Here is a 21,921-nt window from a genome sequence, read left to right on the forward strand (position 1 = left end):
CCGGCGGAGGCGATCGCCGTGGGTGCCCGCGCGTCCCCCCGGCCGGGACGGCTCAGGCGCCGTTGGCCGCGGCGAAGACGTCCGCGTTCCACCGTCCGCCCAGTCGCGGATCCAGCCAACCCGGCGCGCCTGTACGGAAGTCGGCGGGCGCCAGGCCCCCCGCTCCCGCCGGGACCGCGCCCAGCAGCGGCGCACCGCACACCGCCGGCAGGTCGGCGAGGTTGCAGCGCATCGCCAGATCCGGCGCGTCCGGCCAGCTGCCGATGACGACACCGGCGAACTCCAGCTCGCGGCCTCGCAGTTCACGGGCCGTCAGTTCCGTCGTGTTGAGCGTGCCGAGCCCGGCCGGCGTCACGACCAGCACGGGCGCGTCGAGCATCCGGGCCGCGTCCGCCAGCGTGCCGTCCTCGTCGTCGAAGCGGACGAGGAGGCCGCCCGCGCCCTCGACGAGCACCAGGTCGTGCTCGGTGGCCAGTTTGGCGGCGGCCTCGGCGACATCCCGCGGCGGCACCGGCGTGAGGCCGGCCCGCCGGGCGGCGGTCGCCGGCGCCAACGGCTCCGGGTAGCGGCCGAGTTCGAGCGTCGTGACCGCGCCCGCGAGCCGCGCCGCCTCGTCGGCGTCGCCCCGCTCCTGCGGTGCCACACCGGTCTGTGCCGGCTTGAGCACGGCCACCGACCGTCCGGCCGTGAGCGCCGTGGCGGCGACGGCGGCCGTGACGACCGTCTTGCCGACCTCCGTGCCCGTTCCCGTGATCACCAGTACCGGCATCTCAACCCTCCCGCGCCGCCGCGCACACGGCGCGCGCGATCCGTTCGACGTCCCTGTCACCCGTGACGTACGGCGGCATCGTGTAGACGAGGTCGCGGAACGGCCGCAGCCACACGCCCTCGCGCACTGCGGCCGCCGTCGCCGCCTTCATGTCCACCTCGTGATCGAGCTGGACGACTCCGATCGCGCCGAGCACCCGCACGTCCCGCACGCCCGGCAGGGCCGCGGCCTCCGCGAGCCCGTCCCGCAGTCCCGTCCCGATCCGCTTCACCTCGGTCCGCCAGTCCTGGCCGAGCAGCAGGTCGACCGACGCGCACGCCACCGCCGCCGCCAGCGGGTTGCCCATGAACGTCGGGCCGTGGGCGAGTACCGGGACCTCGCCGCGCGAGATGCCCTCGGCCACCCGCGCGGTGCACAGCGTCGCGGCCATCGTCAGATAACCGCCGGTCAGCGCTTTGCCGACGCACATCACGTCCGGTGTCACCCCCGCGTGGTCCGCCGCGAACAGCTCGCCCGTCCGGCCGAAGCCGGTGGCGATCTCGTCGAAGACCAGCAGCACGTCGTGCGCGTCGCACGCCTCTCGCAGCACCCGCAGATACGCGGGGGAGTGGAACCGCATGCCGCCCGCGCCCTGCACCACCGGCTCGACGATCACCGCGGCCAGCTCGTCGGCGTGCGCGCCGATCAGCTCGCGCAGCCGCTCGGCGTACGACGCGTCGTACTCGGCGGGAGGCGCGTCGGCGAAGACCTGGCGGTGGAGCACGCCCTGCCACAGCTCGTGCATCCCGCCCTCGGGGTCGCACACCGACATGGGCTGCCAGGTGTCCCCGTGGTAGCCGCCGCGCCAGGTCAGCAGGCGCTGCTTGGCCGGGCGGCCGAGCGAACGCCAGTACTGGAGGCACATCTTGACGGCGACCTCGACGGACACGGAGCCGGAGTCGGCCAGGAAGACGTGTTCCAGGCCGTCCGGAGAGATGTCGACCAGCCGCTTAGCGAGCCGTACGGCGGGCTCGTGGGTGAGTCCGCCGAACATCACGTGGCTCATCCGGTCCAGCTGGCCGCGCGCCGCCTCGTCGAGGACCGGATGGCCGTAGCCGTGGATCGCCGACCACCAGGACGACATCCCGTCGATCAGCTCACCCGCACCGCCGGCCAGTCGCAGCCGGACCCCGCTCGCCGACTCCACGACCAGCGGCTCCTGGCGGCCGGGCATCGGCCCGTACGGATGCCAGACGTGCCGCCGGTCGAGGTCGAGCAGCTCCCGCACGGACAGGTCAGGCATTGGGCGCGAGGTCCGTTCCGGCACCACGGCGGCGGACGGCGACGAGGTCGGTCCTGGCACCCGCGGGCACCGCTTCCGCGCCCGGCGTCCGCGAGCCCGCCTCCTGCGCACCCGCGGCCTCCGCGCCTGCCGCCTCGACGGAGGGCGCAGGGACCGAGCCGCACGCGCCCCCGCCCTCGTGGGACCCGCAGCCGCCACCCGCGTGCGATCCACAGCCGGCCTCGGCGTGCGACCCGCACCCGGCGCCCTCGGACGCCGTGTCCCCGGCCGACGCGTGCGCACCGCAGCCGCCCGCCGCCGCACGGTGCTCCGGCAGGGTCACCTCGCCCGCGTTCTCCACCTCGAAGCCCGCGTCCGCGATCATGTCCAGGTCCGCCTTGCCCGCCTGGCCCTCGCTGGTGAGGTAGTCACCGAGGAAGATCGAGTTGGCGAGGTGCAGGGCGAGCGGCTGGAGGGTGCGCAGATGCACCTCGCGGCCGCCGGCGATCCGGACCTCGACGTCCGGGCACACGAACCGGACCATGGCGAGGATGCGCAGGCACCGCTGCGGGGTGAGGTTCCACTCCTTGGCGAGCGGGGTGCCCTCGAACGGGATCAGGAAGTTCACCGGGACGGAGTCGGGGTCGAGAGCGCGCAGCGCGAACACGACGTCGACGAGGTCCTCGTCCGCCTCGCCCATGCCCGCGATCAGACCCGAGCAGGCGGACAGCCCCGCCGCGTGCGCCTTCTGGACCGTGTCGACCCGGTCGGCGTACGTGTGCGTGGTCGTGATCTCCCCGTACGTCCCCTTGGACGTGTTCAGGTTGTGGTTGTACGCGTCCGCACCGGCCTCGCGGAGCCGCTCGGCCTGGCCGTCGGAGAGCAGACCGAGGCAGGCACACACCTCGACGCCCTCGTTCTGGTCCTTGATGGCCTTGATCGTGTCGGAGACCCGCTCCACGTCACGGTCCGTCGGCCCGCGGCCGCTGGCCACCAGGCACACCCGCTTGGCGCCCCCGGCGAGCCCCGCCGCCGCGGCCCGGGAGGCCTCGTCGGGCTTCAGCCAGCTGTACTTCAGGATCCCGGCCTGGGACCCGAGGCGCTGCGAGCAGTACGAGCAGTCCTCCGGGCACAGGCCTGACTTCAGGTTGACCAGATAGTTCAGTTTCACCCGTCGGCCGAACCAGCGGCGGCGCACCTTGCCGGCCGCGGCCACCACGTCGAGCACGTCGTCGTCGGACGTGGCCAGTACGGCCAGCGCCTCCTCGCGGGTCGGCAGCTCGCGCCGAAGCCCCTTGTCCACCAGCGTGTTCAGCAGGTCCATGAGGTCCGATCCTGGCGTATACGACCGGTCCCGGCCAAGGAGAGATCGGACAACAGAGTGGGTTCGACGTGTGGGTATTGCCACATCCTGGGCGGCTGGTCCGGCCGCTAGGGTCTGTGCACTGCCTACAAAACACCCGCCACGACGGTCCGGAGGACACATGGCGTTCGGCTGGATCGACGAGCAGGCCGCGGCGCGCCGCGCCGCCGGTCTCGTACGGACCCTGCGCCCGCGCCCCGCCGACTCGCCGCTGCTCGATCTCGCGAGCAACGACTACCTCGGTCTGGCCCGCCACCCGCGGGTCACGGCCGGTGCGGCGCAGGCGGCGCGCACCTGGGGCGGCGGCGCGACCGGTTCCCGGCTCGTCACCGGCACCACCGAACTCCACACCGAACTGGAACGCGAACTGGCCGACTTCTGCGGCTTCGAGTCCGCGCTCGTCCTCTCCTCCGGCTACGCGGCCAACCTCGCCGCCGTCACCGCCCTCGCGCCGCACGGCTCGCTCGTCGTCTCGGACGCGGGCAACCACGCCTCACTGATCGACGGCTGCCGGCTCGCCCGCGGCACCACCCAGGTGGTGGGGCACACGGATCCCGCCGGTGTGCGCAAGGCCCTCGGCACGCACGAGGGGCCGGCCGTCGCCGTCTCCGACACGGTCTTCTCGGTCGACGGGGACGCGGCACCGCTCGCCGAACTCGCCCTCGCCTGCCGGGAGTACGGGGCCGGGCTGGTCCTCGACGACGCGCACGGGCTCGGTGTCCTCGGCGACGGCGGCCGGGGTGCCCCGCACGCTGCGGGACTCGCCGGGAACCCGGACGTCGTCGTGACGGTCACGCTGTCGAAGTCGCTCGGCAGCCAGGGCGGAGCCGTCCTCGGTCCGGCGGCGGTGATCGACCATCTCGTCAACTCGGCGCGCACCTTCATCTTCGACACCGGTCTCGCGCCGGCGGCGGTGGGAGCGGCGCTGGCCGCGCTGCGACTGCTGCGCGAGGAACCGGAGCGGGCGGCGAGGGCGCGCGCGGTGGCCACGGCGCTGCACACCCGGCTGACGGCCGAGGGGCTGTCGGCGGTACGACCGGACGCCGCCGTCGTCTCCGTCAGGGCACCGTCCCCCGAACGGGCCCTGAGCTGGGCCGCCGACTGCCGCGAGGCGGGCCTCGCCGTCGGCTGCTTCCGTCCCCCGTCGGTGCCCGACGGTGTGTCGAGGCTGCGGCTGACGGCCCGCGCGGACCTCTCCGAGGAGCAGATCGAGCACGCGGTGGACGTGATCAGCCGCACCCGGTGAACCGGCCCGCGGTCAGGCCAGGCCGGTGATGAACCCCTCCCAGGCGGCAGGGGCGAACAGCAGGGCGGGGCCTGCCGGATTCTTGGAATCGCGCACCGCGACCGTCCCGGACCACGGTCCGGAGCCGGGGCGCGCCGTCTCGACGCAGTTGTTCATTCCCGTGCTGCGGCTGCTGCGCAGCCATCGCACGTCGCGCAGTGCAGTGCTGGAGGGTACGTACCGAGGCGATGCAGACAATGGGGGTGCCTCCTTACGCGCCGTCACCTATCCCGGCGATGTAGTCCAACGAGTCCTCGGGCGAAAGGGCGTGGAACTGAAGGGTGTTGAAGGCCTCCGTATAGGCCTGGAGGTCTTCTTTCCGTTCGAGGTAGAGGCTACTCGTCAAGTGGTCGAGAACAACCACATCCAGATCAGTTGTGTTCGGAAATGAGAAGATAACGAAAGGCCCGGTGATCCCGATGTGCGCTCCGGCGGCGAACGGCAGCACCTGGAGCCGGACTTGGGGGAGCGCCGCGGCCTCGCACAGCCGGTCCAGCTGGCGGGCCATCACCTCGGGACCGCCCACCTCCCGTCGCAGGACCGCCTCGTCGAGCACCGCGCACAGCTCCAGCGGGGGATCGGCGCGCAGCACGTCCTGCCGGGCCAGCCGCACCTCGACCAGGGTGTCGAGCTTGCTCTCCTCCAGACCGTCCACGGCGGCCCGCGTCACCGCGCGGGCGTAGTCGGGCGTCTGCAACAGCCCCGGTACGACGGACGTCTCCAGGGTGCGCATCCCCCTCGCGCCCGACTCCAGACTGATGAAGTCGCGGTAGGCGGGCGGCAGGACCCCCCGGTACGCGTGCCACCAGTGGTGCCGGCCGTTCCCCTCGGATCCCGCCAACACGACCAGAAGCTCGCGCAGTTCGGGATCCTGGACCGCGTAGGCGTCCAACAGGCGCTCGACGTCGGCCGGTTTCACCCCGCTGGTTCCGGTCTCGATGCGGCTCACCTTCGACTGGTGCCAGCCGAGCAGGCGGGCCGCCTGGCCGCTCGTGAGGCCCGTGCCCGCGCGCAGCGCGCGCAGTTCGGCGCCGAGCTTGCGGCGGCGTACCGCGGGACCGTGCTGCATGGCCGTTCTCCTTACTCCTTCCAAGCCGTCCGAATACGTTCTGCGGACGCAGAGTTCACCGCATCGAGCGACAGATATATGCATTACTCGGTGGATCGCACCCGCGACCGGCCCGGTAATGGCAGTCTGGCGCAAGCACCAGTCCGGGACCGTACTCGAACCATCCGCTCCGTGTCGGACTCCGGTCCCGTGGGAAAGGGACGACCTCGCCATGGCAGATCACCAGGAAGCAGCCGTCACTCTGCCGAGCGAAGCCGTCTCGGTTTCCGTGGCCCGTAAATTCGTCGCGGAAGTGCTGGCCGAATGGGGCCTGCCCGGCGACGCCGAAGTCGGTGAGACCGTCCGCCTGATCGTGTCCGAACTGGCCACCAACGCCGTTCAGCACACCTTCGGGCAGTCGCCCACCTTCACGGTCGACGTGTGTCTCGACCGGGAGGAGCGCCTGCGGATCGGCGTCACCGACAGCCATCCTCGCTTCCCGAAGCGGCTCCCCGCGGCGGTCCAGCAGGACAACGGCCGCGGCATGGTGATCATCCGCTGGCTCGCCAACGAGTGCGGCGGCAGGCTCAGCGTCCGCGCCACCCGCGAGGGAGGCAAGACGGTCTCCATCGAACTCCCCTGGACGGCACCGGTCCGGCCGATCGCGGCCGGGGCACCGCCCGAGGCGTAGCGCGCCGCGAGGATCCCATCCCCGGCCGGGCGACCGGTCGTTGGAGGAGAGGCCGCACACCGCGACGCCCAGCGCGGGCACGACACCCAGGTGCGACGGTGCGCACGGACCGCGCGGACCTACGCCTCCGGCCGGTTTCCGTAGGGGTGCCCGCGGCCGACGCGGCCGAACGCGCCGCGCAGCAGGGCGCGGAACGCGTCGGCGGCGGGCGTGGCCCCCTCGGCGCGGTGGACGACCGAGATCGTGCGCCGCAGGTCTCCCGGGTCGAGCAGCCGCGTCCCCACCGGAGTCGCGGCGGTCGACGCCACCATCTCCGGTACCACCGCGACCCCGAGCCCGGCACTGACCAGCGCGCACACCAGGGCGTAGCCCGGCGTCTCGACGAGCACGGCGGGGGTGGCTCCGGCGCGGGCGAGCGCGGCCTCCACGGCTTGCCGCGGTGGGTGGTCCGGCGCCATGCTGATCAGCGGCTGGCCCGCGAGGTCCGCGAGGGGCAATCGCCCGGAACCGGCCGCGAGCACGTGACCGGGCGCCGTCACCAGCACCAACTCCTCGACCAGCACCGCCTCCACGGCGACGGACGAGGGCAGCGGTACACGCGGTGCGGGCTCATAGGTGTGCGTGAGGGCCAGGTCCACCTCCCCGGCCGCGACCGCCGCGATCCCGTGCGGAGGCTCGTAGTCGGCGACCGCCAGCTCCACGTCCGGATGAGCCCGGCGGAACGCGCTGAGCACGGGCGGCAGCAGATGGATGCCCGCCGTCTGGAAGGTGCCGAGCCGCAGCGTCCCGCCCGACAGGCCCGCCAGCCGCGCCAGTTCGTGCCGGGCCAGCTCCATCTCGTCGAGCACCCGCCGCGCTCGCGCCACCAGCAGCTCGCCGGCGCCGGTGAGCCGCGTCCCGCGGTGCGACCGCACCAGCAGTGCCGCGCCCGCCTCCCGCTCCAGCTTCGCCACCTGCTGGGAGAGCGCGGGTGGCGTGTACCCGAGCCGTTCGGCGGCCCGGGTGATCGAGCCCGCTTCGGCGACCGCCACCAGCGCCGCCAGCCGCGTCGGGTCGTACATGTGCCGCTCCTGGGCCCAGGGACCACTTCCGGACCTTGTCGAGGGGCCGCCCCGGACGGTCCGGCCCGAGGTGACCCCTCTCCGGGGTCTAAACGAATGCTTAAGGAGAACCCAGGATATTCGACATACCTGCTGAAGGCCCCTGCGGGTGAACCTGGTGGCATGGACGCACAGCTCTTCGCCTTCACCGGGGTGGCCGCCGGCATGGTCGCCATGCCCGGAGCCGACTTCACCGTCGTCGTACGCAACGCCCTCGTCTCACGCCGGGCCGGAGTCGCGTGCGCCCTCGGCATCGCGGGCGGGCTGCTCCTGCACACGGCGCTGGCCGTCGCCGGGGTGGCCGCGGTCCTCACCGCCGTCCCCGCGCTGTTTCGGACGTTCCAGCTGCTCGGTGGCGCCTACGTGCTCTACCTGGGCCTGCGCACCGTGCGCGCGCTCGGGCGGCCGCGCCCGGCCGACGGGACCGGACCGGGGACGGTCACGGCCTCGGCCGACGACGGGAAGGGGTCCGGAAAGGAGGCGCACGGGGCGGCGGTGCCGGCCGGGACGGGCACGGCTGCCCGACCGCTGCGGCAGGGCTTCGTCACCAACGCCCTCAACCCGAAGGCGCCGATCACCTTTCTGAGCCTGCTGCCACAGTTCGTGCCGGCGGGCAGCCCCGCGATGCCGCGGACGCTGCTCCTCGCGCTGATCGTGGTCGTCCTGGCCCTGGTGTGGTTCCCCGCGGTCGCGCTGCTCGTGGACCGGCTGGGGCGGTGGCTGCGCCGGCCGCGGGCCGCACGCGCCGTGGAGGCCGTCACAGGCGGAGCGCTCACCGTGCTCGGCCTCGTGCTGCTCCTGGAGCCGCTGAGGGGCTGAGCCGGGCGCTGCCGGCGCGTGGCGGGGACGGTCGCCGTCCTTTCGGGCAACGGCCGGACGGAGGCGGCGCACCGAAAGTGGCGGCCGGACCGAGGTGGTGCCCGGGCGGCGACCCCCGCCGCCGCCCGGAGTCAGGTCAGCTGACCCGCCCGTACCAGACGCTCCGTGTCCAGATCTTCTGGAGCTTCACCACTTCCCCGGTCTTCGGGGAGTGCCAGATCTTTCCCTTCCCGGCGTAGATGCCGACGTGGTAAACACTCCGGCCCGAGTGGAAGAACACGAGGTCCCCGGCCTTGCGGTGCGAGGCGGAGACATGGTGCGTCTTGTTGTACTGCGCCGCGGCCGTTCGAGGCAGCTTCTTGCCCGCCTTCTTGAACGAGTAGAGCGTGAGCCCGGAGCAGTCGAAGCGGTGCGGTCCCGTGGCGCCGTACTTGTACGGGGCGCCGTGCTTCGAGGCCGCGACCTGGAGTGCCTTCGTCGCGGTCGTGGCCGCCTGGGCGTCGGGTGCGACACCAGGGACCACGAGGCTGCCGCCGACGGCGGCGATGGTGAGGGCCGAGGCCGTACCGGCCCTGGTCCACAGCGACGGGACACGATTGAGCGCAGTCATGCGCAACCCTTCGTCAGCCGCCTGTGAAGGATGACCTGTCGGATTCGGGCTGGCGAAGTTGCCCGGCCGCTGCTGCGGCTTCACCCCAAGGACCGCGCGGAATGCTGCTCCGGCGGACCGTCGTGCTGGGTCCTCCACTCCTGCCGATCCACTTCTGTCGACCGGGCATCCGGGCGGCGGCAGGACTCGGCGTCCGCCCGGACCGCCCCGCCGCTGTGGCGGGGGCTTGTCGTCGGAAGGGATCTTCACCCATGAACGTCCGAAAATCCGAGTGGAACCGGTGTTTTGTGGGCTTACTCACCACTCACCCGTTCGGGTGGACACCCCTCTGTTCGAGGGGGTGTTGGGGACACGGGCGACCCCCGCACCTGCACCGGAACCCCTCATTCCGCCTTTCTGTCCTTCGTGTTGCGCAAGTCGGAGGGGTCCGAGAAAGGACTGATTCCTACGCCATCAGGGGGTACACCATCTGGTGCGTTTGAGTCGCGGTGCGGACAGTCCGGTGGCGCGGTGCGCGCCGGACCCGGGCGGGGGTGCCTCAACTGCCGGACACGGGAGGGATCGTGACCCGCGTGGTGCGCCGCTCACCGTCCAGTACGCGCAGGGCCTGAGCCAGCGTCGGCGCGTGCACCTCGCTCTCGCCCCGCTGGTGCATGAGCGCGAGCGCGTCCCGCAGGGCCGTCGCCTTGGCGGCCAGTGCCTGGGCGGCGCGCAGCGCTCGGTAGGTGTCGCCGGGGTGCGCGGGATTGATCCGGCCGACGAGGTCGACCACGTCCAGATAGCGGTCGATCAGCTCGGCCTCCGCGCGGGTCAGCGCGGGCAGCGGCGGGAGGTCGGGGATCATCGGCCGCTCACCTCGCGCCGGGTGCGCCGGGCGCGTCGATGGACGGCGAGATGCCCCGGTCGGGGTCGCGGTGTTCGAGGTGCGTGAACCGCGCCGTCACGGCGTTCGCCGACGTGTCGTCGATGGGCGTCCCGAGGAGCACGATCCGCTCGTCGAGCGGCCTCGCGTACGGATCCGGCATCCGGTGTCCCGCGCCGGGGTGTTCGGTGCGGTCGGTCAGGACGTGGCGGGCGGACGGGCGCTGCATGGGCACGCCTCCTCGCGATCGATGGATCGACGTCTGTAAAAAATGTACAGGGCGTACGTCAATCGGGAAGGGGTCCCTGCCGAGAGCGAAAGGGCCTTGTCAGGCGGCGGGGCAGCCGTTCCGGGCGCGCCTCGTGCCGCCTTCCGGGCCGATCCGACGCTCCCCGGACGCCGCTGCGACCGGTCTAAGCTGGGCCCATGGCCTACGAGATTCCGGTGACCCGAGCCAGGGCCGAGCTGGCCGAACTGATCAACCGCGTCGTCTACGGCGGCGAGCGCGTCGTCGTGACACGGCACGGGAAGCCGCTCGTCGCCCTCGTCTCCGCCGCCGACCTCGAACGCCTCGAAGAACTCCACGGTTCCGCCGACGAGCCGGCGGTCGGTTCCCTGTCCGGCGCCCGTGAGGTGGCCTCCGCGTCCCGCGAGCGCCGGCGGTTCGGCATCGCCGCCGAGCACCGGGGGCCCAACGCCTCCTGACCGCACGACGGTTGGTCGACCCCGCATCGTGAGCCGGGTGCCCCGTACTTCGGTACGGGGCACCCGGCTCTGCGCGTGGCCCCCGCGGCGCCGCGTTCAGCGCCCCCGCCGTATACGGTCCGTCGCTCACGCCCTGGTGTCGTACCCCGCGCAGCCGTGGCCCGGCGGCCATGATGGCGGTGCCTGCCGTCCGATCCCTGCCCGGAGGTGACGCCGCCGAGGTGGCGTCGCGAACCGGGTATGCGGCCGCCCAGGAGCCGGTCATGAGTGGATCAAGGACTGGTTAACGTAGTTGAAACTCCGTCCAACTAACCTGCCGATCCACGCCGCCAGGGGTTCTTGTGCCCGGATTCGCCAAGAACGCGATAAGTGTCGGTGTGTTACATCTATCTCGTCGCGATGGTTGCGGCACCCCGGGCCCCGCACGGTCCGGAGCGAGGACTGTGAGGTGGGAAGCCGTGCAACTGACCCCGCACGAGCAGGAGAGGCTGCTGATCCACGTGGCCGCCGACGTCGCCGAGAAGCGCCGGGCCCGCGGAGTGAGACTGAACCATCCGGAAGCGATCGCACTGATCACGTCGCACATCCTGGAAGGCGCCCGGGACGGCCGCACCGTCGCCGAGCTGATGTCCTCCGGACGCAAGATCCTCACCCGTGACGACGTCATGGAGGGCATCCCCGAGATGATCCACGACGTCCAGGTCGAGGCGACGTTCCCCGACGGGACCAAGCTCGTCACCGTCCACGACCCGATCGTCTGACGGGGGAGCACGCGCCATGATTCCCGGAGAGATCCTCTTCGCCGACGGGCCCGTCCTCTACAACGAGGGCCGCGAGGTCACCCGCCTGACCGTCCTGAACGCCGCCGACCGCCCCGTCCAGGTCGGCTCCCACTACCACTTCGCCGAGGCCAACCCCGGACTGGACTTCGACCGCGGCGCCGCACGCGGCAAGCGGCTCAACGCCGCCGCGGGCACCGCCGTGCGCTTCGAGCCCGGAATCCCCGTCGACGTCGAACTCGTCCCGCTCGCCGGCGCCCGCGTGGTGCCCGGTCTGCGCGGCGAGACCGGAGGTGCCCTCGATGCCTGAGATCTCGCGCGCCCAGTACGCCGACCTGTTCGGCCCCACCACCGGCGACCGCATCCGCCTCGCCGACACCGATCTGCTGGTCGAGATCGAGGAGGACCGCTCGGGCGGCCCCGGACTCGCCGGCGACGAGGCGGTGTTCGGCGGCGGAAAGGTCATCCGCGAGTCCATGGGCCAGTCGCGCGCGACGCGCGCCGACGGCACCCCGGACACGGTCGTCACCGGGGTCGTGATCATCGATCACTGGGGGATCGTCAAGGCCGACGTCGGTATCCGCGACGGCCGGATCACCGGCATCGGCAAGGCGGGCAACCCCGACACCATGGACGGGGTCCACCCCGATCTGGTGATCGGCCCGGAGACCGAGATCATCGCGGGCAACGGGCGCATCCTGACCGCGGGCGCCATCGACGCGCACGTCCATCTGATCTGCCCGCAGATCGCCGACGAGGCGCTCGCCTCCGGCATCACCACCCTCGTCGGCGGCGGCACCGGACCCGCGGAGGGCTCCAAGGCCACCACCGTGACGCCCGGCCCCTGGCACCTGGCCCGGATGCTGGAGGCGATGGAGGGCTACCCCCTCAACTTCGGTCTGCTCGGCAAGGGCAACACCGTCTCGCAGGACGCGATGCTGTCGCAGATCCGGGGCGGCGCGCTCGGCCTGAAGATCCACGAGGACTGGGGCTCGACGCCCGCCGCGATCGACGCCGCCCTCACGGTGGCGGACCGCACGGGCATCCAGGTCGCCATCCACACCGACACCCTCAACGAGGCGGGGTTCGTCGCCGACACCCTCGCCGCGATCGGCGGGCGCGGCATCCACGCGTACCACACCGAGGGCGCGGGCGGCGGGCACGCGCCGGACATCATGTCCGTGGTCTCCGAGTCGTACGTGCTTCCCAGTTCGACCAACCCGACCCGGCCCTACACCGTCAACACCGCCGAGGAACACCTCGACATGCTGATGGTGTGCCACCACCTGAACCCGGCGGTGCCCGAGGACCTGGCCTTCGCCGAGTCCCGCATCCGGCCGTCGACCATCGGCGCCGAGGACATACTGCACGACCTCGGCGCCATCTCGATCATCTCCTCCGACTCCCAGGCCATGGGACGGGTCGGCGAGGTGATCATGCGGACCTGGCAGACCGCCCACGTGATGAAGCGACGCCGTGGCGCGCTGCCCGGAGACAGCGGCGCGGACAACCACCGGGTCCGTCGCTATGTCGCCAAATACACCATCAACCCGGCGCTCGCGCAGGGCCTCGCACGGGAGATCGGCTCCGTCGAGACCGGCAAGCTCGCCGACCTGGTGCTGTGGGAGCCCGCGTTCTTCGGGGTCAAGCCGCACCTCGTCATCAAGGGCGGAATGATCGCCTACGCGCAGATGGGCGACGCCAACGCGTCGATCCCGACGCCGCAGCCGATCCTGCCCCGCCCGATGTTCGGGGCGATCGGGCGGGCGCCGGCGGCGAACTCGTTCAACTTCGTGGCGCCGCTCGCCATCGAGGACGGGCTGCCGGAACGGCTCTCGCTCGGCAAGCGGTTCGTGGCCATCGACTCCACCCGGGCGGTCACCAAGGCCGACATGCGGGAGAACGATGCACGGCCACAGGTACGGATCGACCCCGACAGCTTCGCCGTGCACATCGACGGCGAACTCGTCGAGGCGACTCCGGCCGCCGAACTGCCCATGGCCCAGCGTTACTTCCTCTTCTGATGTCCCGCGCAGCACTGCTCGTCCTGGCCGACGGCCGGTTCCCCGCCGGAGGGCACGCGCACTCCGGCGGGGCCGAGGCCGCCGTGAAGGCCGGGCGGATCACCGGGGCGGCGGGCCTGGAGGAGTTCTGCCGGGGCCGGCTGCACACGACCGGACTCGTCGCGGCCTCACTGGCCGCGGCGGCCGCGCTCGGCGGTGACCCCGCGGCACTGGACGCCGCCGCCGACGCCAGAACCCCCTCCCTCGCCCTGCGAGGCGTCGCGCGCAGGCTGGGGCGGCAGCTCATGAGGGCAGCCCGCGCCACCTGGCCCTGCGCCGAACTCGACCAGCTGGCCAAGGAGTTCCCCAAGGGAGCCCACCAGCCGGTCGTCCTCGGAGTGGCGGCACGGGCGGCCGGACTCGGACCCGAGGACGCCGCGTACTGCTCCGCGTACGAGTGCGTCAGCGGGCCCGCGTCCGCGACGGTGCGGCTGCTGAGCCTCGACCCGTTCGAGGCCACGGCTGTCCTGGCCCGGCTGACACCGGAGCTGGACGTCGTCGCGCACGCGGCGGCGAGCGCGGCACGGCGGGTCCTCGACGAAGGGGTCGAGGCACTCCCCGCCGCCTCGGCACCCCTGCTGGAGATCAGCGCGGAGGCGCACGCCGCCTGGCCCGTCCGCCTCTTCGCGTCCTAGCCGAACGCGTGCCGCACGGAAGCCGCCCCGCGGAGGACGGCCGCCATCGGACACGGCCGTCCCCGTCGCCCTGCGGCGAATGGCCACCACTGGACACAGTCGTCCCCGCACCACTCCCGGAGACCCGCGCCGTCGCCGCCGACGGACCACCGCCACCGGGAGAGCCCCTCGCACCCGCACCCCGTCCCGGCCCGGACCGTCTGACCGGCCGGCGCCGGACAGACCGAACCGAACCGAAGCGGACCGGAAGAAACCGGAGACCTGACATGCATCTCGGCCACTCCCACGACGGCCCCGCCGCGATCAGCGCCGATGCCCACCGGCCCGACGGCCACCGACGTGCCCTGCGCATCGGACTCGGCGGACCCGTCGGATCGGGCAAGACCGCCACCGTCGCCGCCCTCTGCCGCGCCCTGCGCGACGAACTGTCCCTCGCCGTCGTCACCAACGACATCTACACCCGTGAGGACGCCGAGTTCCTGCTGCGCGAGGCGGTCCTGCCGCCCGAGCGCATCACCGCCGTGGAGACGGGTGCCTGCCCGCACACCGCGATCCGCGACGACATCTCCGCGAACCTCGAAGCGGTCGAGGACCTGGAGGACGAGGTCGGACCGCTGGACCTGATCCTCGTCGAGTCCGGCGGCGACAACCTCACGGCGACCTTCTCGAAGGGACTCGTCGACGCGCAGATCTTCGTCATCGACGTCGCGGGCGGGGACGACATCCCGCGCAAGGGCGGACCGGGCGTCACCACCGCCGACCTGCTCGTGGTGAACAAGACCGACCTGGCGCCCTACGTCGGCTCCGACCTCGGACGCATGGCCGCCGACGCCAAGGCCCAGCGCGACGAACTCCCCGTCGTCTTCCAGTCGTTGCGGACCGAGGCCGGCGTCGCGGACGTCGCCGGCTGGGTGCGCGGCCGGCTCGCCGCATGGACGGCATGACCACCCAGGGCGTGCGCGCCACCGCACGGATCGAGGCCCGGGCCGACGGCCGGGGCGGGACGGCACTGCCGGTGCTCGACGGCGAGGGCCCGCTCGCCCTGCGCCGCACCCGCAGCAGCGGAACCGAGGCGCGGGTGACGCTGGTCGGCGCGATGAGCGGACCGCTCGGCGGCGACCACCTCACCGTGGAGGCACGGGTGGGACCGGACGCGCACCTGCGGGTCGGGTCGGCCGCCGCCACCATCGCCCTGCCCGGACAGGCCGGGGGCGAGGCCCGCTACGACGTGCGCCTCGACGTTGCCGAGGACGGTGAACTGCACTGGCTCCCCGAGCAGTTGATCTCCGCGGGCGGCAGTGAGCTGTCCGTCGTCTCACGCATCGACCTGCGGCGCGGCGCCCGGCTCGTCTTCCGGGAGGAGCAGGTCCTCGGGCGGGTCGGCGAGGACCCGGGACGCCTCACCAGCAGGCTCACCGTGCGCCACGACGGACGGACCCTGCTGGACCAGGAACTGGCGTGCGGCCCCGGCGCGCCGGGAGGCTGGGACGGGCCCGCCGTCCTCGCGGGGCGCCGGGCTCTCGGCCAGCTCGTCGTCGTACGACCGGAGTTCGAGGAGGAACCGCCGCCCGCGCGCCTGCTGGGGGAGTACGCCGCTCTCACCCCGCTCGCCGGGCCCGCCGTGCTCGTCACCGCGCTCGCCCCCGACGCCCTGCTGCTGCGGCGGATCATGGACGAGGCGCTGCGCGACCTCACGTGACGTCAGAAACCGCTGGAGAAAGGCGGGTTCGCGCCAACCTCACCGCTCAACGGAGCACCGCGTACCGGCTATCGGAATGGTAAAGAACGCCGGTCACATCTGTTCTCAGGGACCTCACAGCAGCAAGGATCCCCGTACCAATCGCAACGATGTACGGGGAGGTCCCACTTGAGGTCCAAGAGACCGACGAAGCGGGTGACGGCGTTCGGTTCGGCCGGCGTGCTCGTCACGGCGACCCTGATAGCCGGAGCCGTGGCGGCCCCGTCGGCCACCGCCGACTCGCGTCACGGCTGGAGCCACGGGCAGAGCCGCGAGCAGCGCGGTGCCGCCGTCGCCGCGGACCGGGCCGCCAAGGCGGGGATCGACTGGCAGGACTGCCCCGCCGACTGGGGCTTGGTGAAGCCCATCCAGTGCGGCTGGGTCAGCGTGCCGCTGGACTACGCACACCCGCACGGCAAGCAGATCAAGCTCGCCGTCGACCGGATCGGCAGCACCGGGACGAAAGAGGAGCGCCAGGGCGCCCTCGTCTACAACCCGGGCGGCCCCGGCGGCTCGGGCATGCGCTTCCCGACCCGGGTCACCGGCAAGAACCCGCTCTGGGTGAACACCTCGAAGGCCTACGACTTCGTGGGCTTCGACCCCCGCGGTGTCGGCCACTCCGCCCCGATCTCCTGCATCGACCCGCAGGAGTTCGTGAAGGCGCCCAAGGCGGACCCGGTCCCGGACAGCGAGGCCGACAAGCGCGCCCAGCGCAAGCTGGCCGCCGAGTACGCCGACGGCTGCGCCGAACGCAGCGGCAAGGCCGTGCTCCAGCAGATGACCACCCCCAACACCGCCCGCGACCTGGACGTCATCCGCGCCGCGCTCGGTGAGAAGAAGCTCAACTACCTGGGCGTCTCGTACGGCACCTACCTCGGCGCCGTCTACGGCACCCTCTTCCCGGGCCACGTGCGCCGCATGGTCGTCGACAGCGTCGTCAACCCCGCGCGCGAGAACATCTGGTACGAGGCCAACCTCGGCCAGGACGTGGCCTTCGAGGGCCGCTGGAAGGACTGGGAGGACTGGGTCGCCAAGAACGACGCCGCCTTCCACCTCGGTGACACCCGCGCCAAGGTCCAGAACCAGTGGCTGAAGCTGCGCGCCGCCGCGAAGAAGAGCCCCCTGGGCGGAGTCGTCGGCCCCGCCGAGCTGATCTCCTTCTTCCAGAGCGCCCCGTACTACGACTCCTCGTGGGTACCGGTCGCCACGGTGTTCAGCAAGGTGGTCGCCGGTGACACCCAGGCGATCGTGGACGCCGCCGCGCCCGACCTGTCCGACACCGCGGGCAACGCCTCCGCGGAGAACGGCAACGCCGTCTACACGGCCGTCGAGTGCACCGACGCCAAGTGGCCGACCAGCTGGCGGAAGTGGGACCGGGACAACTCCCGGCTGCACAAGGACTACCCGTTCCTGACGTGGGCCAACGCGTGGATGAACCTGCCGTGCGCCACCTGGCCGGTCAAGCAGCAGACGCCGGTCGAGGTCACGACCGGCAAGGGCCTGCCGGCCGTCCTGATCGTGCAGTCCACGAACGACGCCGCCACGCCGTACGCGGGTGCCGTCGAACTGCACAAGCGCTTCAAGGGCTCCCGCCTCATCACGGAGAAGGGCGCCGGTTCGCACGGTGTGACCGGTCTGCTCAACCCCTGCATCAACGGACGGGTGGACTCCTACCTGCTCACCGGGAAGACGGACGCGGCCGACGTGACGTGCACGCCGCACGCCACCCCGCAGCCGTAACACCCGCGACATGAGGGGGCGGCCGGTTCCGACCGGCCGCCCCCCTTCACGTACGTCCCGGCCGATCGCCGGTGCCGCTCAACTCGACGGCGTGCGGCGGAACGGGCGCCGCGACTCCGCCTTCGCGGCCGCCTCCTTCTTGACGTCGGCCGCGTACCGGTCGACGTACTCCTGCTCGGAGAGGGTGAGGATGGCGTACATGATCTCGTCGGTGATGGCGCGCAGGACCGTCTTCTCGTTCTCCATCCCGGCGTAACGCGAGAAGTCGAGGGGCTCGCCGAAGCGGATCGCCACCGGGTGGATCCGCGGAAGCTTCCGGCCCGGGGGCTGCGCCTCGAACGTGCCGATCATCGCGCAGGGGATCACGGGTGCCTCGGCGCGCAGCGCCATCACCGCCACGCCGACCTTGCCCTTGTAGAGGCGGCCGTCGTGCGACCGGGTGCCCTCCGGGTAGATGCCGAGCAGCTCGTCCTTGGCGAGGACGCCGAGGCCCTCGCGGATCGCGGCCTGTCCGGCCTCCTTGCCGGAGCGGTCGACCGGGATCTGCCCCGCGCTGCGGAAGAACGCGGCCGTCAGCCGGCCCTTGATCCCCGGCCCCGTGAAGTACTCGGCCTTCGCGAGGAAGGTGATCCGGCGCTTCAGGATCGCCGGCATCAGGAAGTGGTCCGCGAACGACAGATGATTGCCGGCCACGATGGCCGCGCCCGACGACGGTACGTGCTCGAGGCCCTCGATCCGAGGCCGGAAGACCAGTCTCAACAGCGGACCAAGAAGAACGTACTTGAGCACGTAATAGAACACTGGAGCGCTCCTCATTTCCCCGGGGGAGCGATCAGTGTAGGCGCGGCCGTCGCCGGGCGTAACCGCTTCGGGGTCACCCTCTGTGGCCCCTTGGCCGGTATCAGACCCCTTGCGTCAGTACCTTCTCCAGGGCCCCGAGAGCCGTCCCGAGTTCGTCCTCCGTGATGGTGAGAGGCGGTGCCAGACGGATGGTCGAGCCATGGGTGTCCTTCACGAGGATCCCCTCGCCCATCAGCGCCTGGCTGATCTCACGGCCCGTGCCGATGGACGGGTCGATGTCGACGCCCGCCCACAGCCCGCGCGAGCGGAAGCCCACGACCCCCCGGCCCACCAGCGTCGTCAGACCGTCCCGCAGGAGGACGCCCAGCGCGGCCGCCCGGCGCTGGTGCGCCCCGGTCCTCAGCAGGCCGACCACCGCGGAGCCGACCGCGGCGGCGAGCGGGTTGCCGCCGAACGTGGAGCCGTGCTCGCCGGGCCGCAGCACCTCCATGACGTCCCGGCGCCCGACGACCGCGGAGACGGGCACGATGCCGCCGCCCAGGGCCTTGCCGAGCAGCACCAGGTCCGGGACGACGGACTCGTGGTCCACCGCCAGGGTGGTCCCCGTCCGGCCGAGGCCCGACTGGATCTCGTCCGCGACGAAGAGGCAGTTGGTACGGTGCGTGAGGTCGCGGACACCGGCGAGATAGCCGTCGTCCGGGATGACCACACCGGCCTCGCCCTGGATGGGTTCGATGAGGACCGCGGCCGTGGTCTCGTCGATCGCCGCCTCCAGCGCGGCCAGGTCGTTGTACGGCACGACCCGGAAACCGGGCGTGAAGGGGCCGAAGCCGGCCCGCGCCGTCTCGTCCGTCGAGAAGCTGACGATGGTGGTCGTCCGGCCGTGGAAGTTGTCCGCGGCCACCACGATCGTGGCGCGGCCGGGCTCGACACCCTTCACCTCGTACGCCCACTTGCGCGCCAGCTTGATGGCGCTCTCCACCGCCTCCGCGCCGGTGTTCATCGGCAGCACCATGTCCTGGCCGGTCAACTCGGCCAGCGACTCGGCGAATCCGGCCAGCCGGTCGTTGTGGAACGCCCGTGAGGTGAGGGTCAGCCGGTCGAGCTGGCGGTGCGCCGCCTCGATCAGCACCGGATTGCGGTGACCGAAGTTGAGGGCGGAGTAGCCGGCCAGCATGTCGAGGTAACGCCGGCCCTCGACGTCCTCGACCCAGGCCCCCTCGGCGCGCGCGACGACCACGGGCAGCGGGTGGTAGTTGTGCGCCAGGACGGGCGCCTCGGCACGCATCAGTTCGGCGGAGCCGCGCGTACCGTCGACGGCGGGGGTACTCACACGGGCGGGAGCGGTCATGAACGGATCTCCTGAGTGCAGCACTTGATGCCGCCGCCGGCCTTCTGGAACTCCGAGAGGTCGACGGGGACGGGAACGTAGCCGTGCCGGTCGAGCTGACCGGCCAGGGCCTCGGCGCGCGGGGCGATGAAGACGTGGCGGCCGTCGGACACGGAGTTGAGGCCGAAGGCGAAGGCGTCCTCGCGGGTCGCCACCACCGCGTCCGGGAACAGCCGGGCCAGCACCTCGCGGCTGCCGGGCGAGAAGGCCTCCGGGTAGTAGGCGATGTTCTCGTCGTCCAGGACGAACAGCGCGGTGTCCAGGTGGTAGAACCGCGGGTCCGTCAGACGCAGCGTGATCACCGGGACGCCGAAGAACTCCTGGACCTCGCGATGGGCCTCGGGCGTCGTACGGAAGCCGGTGCCCGCCAGGACGTAGTGGCGGGTCGGGACGAGGTCGCCCTCGCCCTCGCAGACCGCCTCGGGACGGTAGACGTCGAACCCGGCCGTCTTGAACCAGGTGTCGTAGGCGGTGGACTCGGGGCGCCGCTCCGGCGCGTGGAAGTACGAGCCGAAGACCCGGCCCGCGATGACGAGCGCGGAGTTCGCGGCGAAGACCATGTCGGGCAGGCCGACGACCGGCTCGACGGAGTCGACGGAGTGGCCGTGCGCGCGGTAGGCGCTGATCAGCGCCTTCCACTGGTCGCGCGCGAGATCCACATCCACGGGGGTGTCGGGATGCATCCAGGGATTGATCGCGTACTGAACGGCGAAGTGTCTGGGTTCGCAGACGAGAAAGCGCCGGGGGCGCGGCACACGGCTGTCGGGCACAGAGGGGTCCCTCCGCTTCCTGCGGTGTCGGCTGGGTGGATACCTCAACGGTAGGAAACGGGGGATACGGGCGACAAGCGATGAGAGCTGCGTGTACGCGCACCATCGCTGCGTGATCGACTGGGTCAGCGCACGTTTCCTGCGTCGTCCGGGGCCGCGTGGGTCGCCCCCGCCTCCGGAGCCTCGGGCAGCAGGTGGGACAGCACCATGTAGCTGATCGTCTTCCGGATGAACGGTTCCACCCGGATGCGCTCCAGCACCTCCTCGAAGTGCTCCACGTCCACCGCCCGCACGTGCAGCAGCGCGTCCGCGCCCCCGGTCACCGTCATCGCCGCGGTGATCTCCGGATGGTTGCGCACCACCTCCGCCAGCCGCCGCGGCGGGGCCGCCCCCTCGCAGTACACCTCGACGTACGCCTCCGTGCGCCAGCCGAGCGCGACCGGTTTCACCGTGGCGGTGAATCCGGTGATCACGCCCGTCTCGCGCAGCCGGTCCACGCGTCGCTTGACCGCCGTGGCGGACAGCCCGATCGCCGCGCCGATCTCCGCGAAGCTCGTCCGGGCGTTGGCCATCAGAGCGGTGATGATCTTGCGGTCGAGGTCGTCGAACATCGCGGGCTTGCTGTTCATGGCGGCACTGTATCCAGCGGCGGGCACCACCCCGCCGGGTACGACGGCCACGTCCCGCACGTGTCCAGCCGCGTGAATCGCTCCTACACTCCACTCTCATGCTGCGCGCCCTCGCCGTCGACGACGAACAACCCTCCCTGGAGGAACTCCTGTACCTCCTCAACGCCGATCCCCGGATCGGCAGCGCCGAGGGAGCCGGCGACGCGACCGAGGCACTGCGCCGCATCAACCGCGCCCTGGAGTCGGGGCCGGGCGGCCCCGAGGCGATCGACGTCGTCTTCCTCGACATCCACATGCCGGGCCTCGACGGACTCGACCTGGCCCGGCTGCTCGGCGGGTTCGCGCAACCGCCGCTCGTCGTGTTCGTCACCGCCCACGAGGGCTTCGCCGTCCAGGCCTTCGACCTCAAGGCCGTCGACTACGTCCTCAAGCCCGTACGGCGCGAACGGCTCGCCGAGGCGATCCGCCGGGCGGCCCAACTCCGCGACACCGCACCGCGGATCCCCGTCCACGAACCCGACCCCGACCACCTGTCCGTCGAACTCGGCGGCATCACCCGCTTCGTGGCCGTCGACGACATCACCCACGTCGAGGCCCACGGTGACTACGCCCGGCTGCACACCGCGCAGGGCAGCCACCTGGTGCGCATCCCGCTGTCCACCCTCGAAGAACGCTGGCGCTCCCGCGGCTTCGTCCGCATCCACCGCCGCCACCTCGTCGCCCTGCGCCACATAGCCGAACTCCGCCTGGACGCGGGCACCGTCAGCGTCCTCGTCGACTCCGTCGAACTCCAGGTCAGCCGCCGCCACGCGCGACAACTGCGCGACCTGCTGCTGCGCCGGACCACGAGCTGAGGAGGACGG

At 72.0% G+C, this 21,921-nt stretch carries 25 protein-coding genes and 1 riboswitch; of the genes, 12 read left to right on the forward strand and 13 right to left on the reverse strand.

From position 1 onward, the window contains the following. Positions 1 to 52 precede the first annotated feature (52 nt). The 3 genes from bioD to bioB are packed head-to-tail and all read right to left on the reverse strand — an operon-like array spanning position 53 to position 3,354. Positions 53 to 769 carry a dethiobiotin synthase gene (gene bioD, locus OG406_RS33565; RefSeq protein WP_329189357.1) on the reverse strand — a complete coding sequence of 239 codons (717 nt, stop codon included), beginning with the start codon at positions 767 to 769 and terminating at the stop codon, positions 53 to 55. A gap of 1 nt (position 770) precedes the next feature. Beyond that, on the reverse strand, positions 771 to 2,051 hold the full coding sequence (locus OG406_RS33570; protein ID WP_164374755.1) for an adenosylmethionine--8-amino-7-oxononanoate transaminase: 1,281 nt from the start codon (positions 2,049 to 2,051) through the stop codon (positions 771 to 773). Beyond that, complete coding sequence (gene bioB / locus OG406_RS33575) at positions 2,044 to 3,354, reverse strand: biotin synthase BioB (protein WP_329189360.1); 1,311 nt, start codon at positions 3,352 to 3,354, stop codon at positions 2,044 to 2,046. The genes OG406_RS33570 and bioB overlap by 8 nt, the downstream gene beginning before the upstream one ends. A gap of 160 nt (positions 3,355 to 3,514) precedes the next feature. Here bioB and OG406_RS33580 point away from each other — a divergent pair, with 160 nt between their 5' ends. Beyond that, a complete protein-coding gene (locus OG406_RS33580) occupies positions 3,515 to 4,639 on the forward strand; it encodes an 8-amino-7-oxononanoate synthase (protein ID WP_329189362.1) in 1,125 nt (374 codons plus the stop codon). Positions 4,640 to 4,651: 12 nt separating this feature from the next. On the opposite strand, the gene OG406_RS33585 is transcribed toward OG406_RS33580, so the two are convergent. Further along, on the reverse strand, positions 4,652 to 4,876 hold the full coding sequence (locus OG406_RS33585; RefSeq protein WP_081223136.1) for a DUF397 domain-containing protein: 225 nt from the start codon (positions 4,874 to 4,876) through the stop codon (positions 4,652 to 4,654). A 13-nt stretch (positions 4,877 to 4,889) separates the two neighbouring features. Continuing rightward, on the reverse strand, positions 4,890 to 5,747 hold the full coding sequence (locus OG406_RS33590; RefSeq protein ID WP_164374752.1) for a helix-turn-helix domain-containing protein: 858 nt from the start codon (positions 5,745 to 5,747) through the stop codon (positions 4,890 to 4,892). Positions 5,748 to 5,958: 211 nt separating this feature from the next. Between OG406_RS33590 and OG406_RS33595 the strand changes: the two genes are divergently transcribed. Then, on the forward strand, positions 5,959 to 6,417 hold the full coding sequence (locus tag OG406_RS33595; protein WP_266611735.1) for an ATP-binding protein: 459 nt from the start codon (positions 5,959 to 5,961) through the stop codon (positions 6,415 to 6,417). Positions 6,418 to 6,536: 119 nt separating this feature from the next. Here the strand turns inward: OG406_RS33595 and OG406_RS33600 are convergent, their stop codons facing one another. Next, entirely contained in the window at positions 6,537 to 7,478 is a 942-nt protein-coding gene (locus OG406_RS33600; protein ID WP_267050152.1) for a LysR family transcriptional regulator, read from the reverse strand. 162 nt (positions 7,479 to 7,640) lie between these two features. On the opposite strand from OG406_RS33600, the gene OG406_RS33605 reads away from it, so the two are divergent. Continuing rightward, positions 7,641 to 8,336, forward strand: coding sequence for a LysE family translocator (locus OG406_RS33605; RefSeq protein WP_329189368.1), 696 nt, complete (start codon positions 7,641 to 7,643; stop codon positions 8,334 to 8,336). 136 nt (positions 8,337 to 8,472) lie between these two features. Here OG406_RS33605 and OG406_RS33610 read toward each other — a convergent pair whose 3' ends face one another. The 3 genes from OG406_RS33610 to OG406_RS33620 all read right to left on the reverse strand — a co-directional run bounded on the left by OG406_RS33610 (position 8,473) and on the right by OG406_RS33620 (position 10,037). Then, the gene (locus tag OG406_RS33610) at positions 8,473 to 8,946 is read right to left on the reverse strand and encodes a C40 family peptidase (protein ID WP_081223131.1); all 474 of its coding nucleotides are present in this window, start codon (positions 8,944 to 8,946) and stop codon (positions 8,473 to 8,475) included. 3 nt (positions 8,947 to 8,949) lie between these two features. Then, positions 8,950 to 9,124, reverse strand: a riboswitch (cyclic di-AMP (ydaO/yuaA leader). A 360-nt stretch (positions 9,125 to 9,484) separates the two neighbouring features. Next, entirely contained in the window at positions 9,485 to 9,790 is a 306-nt protein-coding gene (locus OG406_RS33615; protein WP_329189371.1) for a hypothetical protein, read from the reverse strand. 7 nt (positions 9,791 to 9,797) lie between these two features. Further along, positions 9,798 to 10,037, reverse strand: coding sequence for an ATP-dependent Clp protease proteolytic subunit (locus OG406_RS33620; protein WP_329189372.1), 240 nt, complete (start codon positions 10,035 to 10,037; stop codon positions 9,798 to 9,800). A 197-nt stretch (positions 10,038 to 10,234) separates the two neighbouring features. On the opposite strand from OG406_RS33620, the gene OG406_RS33625 reads away from it, so the two are divergent. The 8 genes from OG406_RS33625 (at position 10,235) to OG406_RS33660 (ending at position 17,468) form a co-directional block, all read left to right on the forward strand. Beyond that, entirely contained in the window at positions 10,235 to 10,513 is a 279-nt protein-coding gene (locus OG406_RS33625; RefSeq protein ID WP_329189374.1) for a type II toxin-antitoxin system Phd/YefM family antitoxin, read from the forward strand. Between the two features lie 458 nt (positions 10,514 to 10,971). Beyond that, positions 10,972 to 11,274 (forward strand): urease subunit gamma, encoded by a 303-nt coding sequence (locus OG406_RS33630; RefSeq protein ID WP_081223127.1) that lies wholly within the window; start codon positions 10,972 to 10,974, stop codon positions 11,272 to 11,274. Positions 11,275 to 11,290: 16 nt separating this feature from the next. Beyond that, entirely contained in the window at positions 11,291 to 11,602 is a 312-nt protein-coding gene (locus tag OG406_RS33635; RefSeq protein WP_329189376.1) for an urease subunit beta, read from the forward strand. Continuing rightward, positions 11,595 to 13,316 (forward strand): urease subunit alpha, encoded by a 1,722-nt coding sequence (locus OG406_RS33640; RefSeq protein WP_326843677.1) that lies wholly within the window; start codon positions 11,595 to 11,597, stop codon positions 13,314 to 13,316. Before OG406_RS33635 ends, OG406_RS33640 begins: the two co-directional genes overlap by 8 nt. Next, positions 13,316 to 13,990, forward strand: a complete 675-nt coding sequence (locus OG406_RS33645) for an urease accessory protein UreF (RefSeq protein WP_164374745.1) — start codon at positions 13,316 to 13,318, stop codon at positions 13,988 to 13,990. Before OG406_RS33640 ends, OG406_RS33645 begins: the two co-directional genes overlap by 1 nt. 266 nt (positions 13,991 to 14,256) lie before the next feature. Next, entirely contained in the window at positions 14,257 to 14,934 is a 678-nt protein-coding gene (ureG, locus tag OG406_RS33650) for an urease accessory protein UreG (protein WP_164374744.1), read from the forward strand. Next, complete coding sequence (locus OG406_RS33655; protein WP_326843678.1) at positions 14,931 to 15,689, forward strand: urease accessory protein UreD; 759 nt, start codon at positions 14,931 to 14,933, stop codon at positions 15,687 to 15,689. Before ureG ends, OG406_RS33655 begins: the two co-directional genes overlap by 4 nt. A 168-nt stretch (positions 15,690 to 15,857) precedes the next feature. Beyond that, entirely contained in the window at positions 15,858 to 17,468 is a 1,611-nt protein-coding gene (locus tag OG406_RS33660) for an alpha/beta hydrolase (RefSeq protein WP_329189378.1), read from the forward strand. A 78-nt stretch (positions 17,469 to 17,546) separates the two neighbouring features. On the opposite strand, the gene OG406_RS33665 is transcribed toward OG406_RS33660, so the two are convergent. The 4 genes from OG406_RS33665 to OG406_RS33680 all read right to left on the reverse strand — a co-directional run bounded on the left by OG406_RS33665 (position 17,547) and on the right by OG406_RS33680 (position 21,058). Then, positions 17,547 to 18,269, reverse strand: coding sequence for a lysophospholipid acyltransferase family protein (locus OG406_RS33665; RefSeq protein WP_164374742.1), 723 nt, complete (start codon positions 18,267 to 18,269; stop codon positions 17,547 to 17,549). Between the two features lie 100 nt (positions 18,270 to 18,369). Next, complete coding sequence (rocD, locus tag OG406_RS33670) at positions 18,370 to 19,620, reverse strand: ornithine--oxo-acid transaminase (protein WP_329189380.1); 1,251 nt, start codon at positions 19,618 to 19,620, stop codon at positions 18,370 to 18,372. Next, positions 19,617 to 20,429, reverse strand: coding sequence for a dimethylargininase (gene ddaH / locus OG406_RS33675; RefSeq protein WP_164374740.1), 813 nt, complete (start codon positions 20,427 to 20,429; stop codon positions 19,617 to 19,619). Before ddaH ends, rocD begins: the two co-directional genes overlap by 4 nt. A 125-nt stretch (positions 20,430 to 20,554) precedes the next feature. Beyond that, positions 20,555 to 21,058 carry an Lrp/AsnC family transcriptional regulator gene (locus OG406_RS33680; RefSeq protein ID WP_164374739.1) on the reverse strand — a complete coding sequence of 168 codons (504 nt, stop codon included), beginning with the start codon at positions 21,056 to 21,058 and terminating at the stop codon, positions 20,555 to 20,557. Between the two features lie 98 nt (positions 21,059 to 21,156). Between OG406_RS33680 and OG406_RS33685 the strand changes: the two genes are divergently transcribed. Then, positions 21,157 to 21,912, forward strand: a complete 756-nt coding sequence (locus tag OG406_RS33685) for a LytR/AlgR family response regulator transcription factor (protein ID WP_164374738.1) — start codon at positions 21,157 to 21,159, stop codon at positions 21,910 to 21,912. Positions 21,913 to 21,921: the final 9 nt, after the last annotated feature.

Source organism: Streptomyces sp. NBC_01428 (assembly GCF_036231965.1).
Lineage (GTDB): Bacteria > Actinomycetota > Actinomycetes > Streptomycetales > Streptomycetaceae > Streptomyces.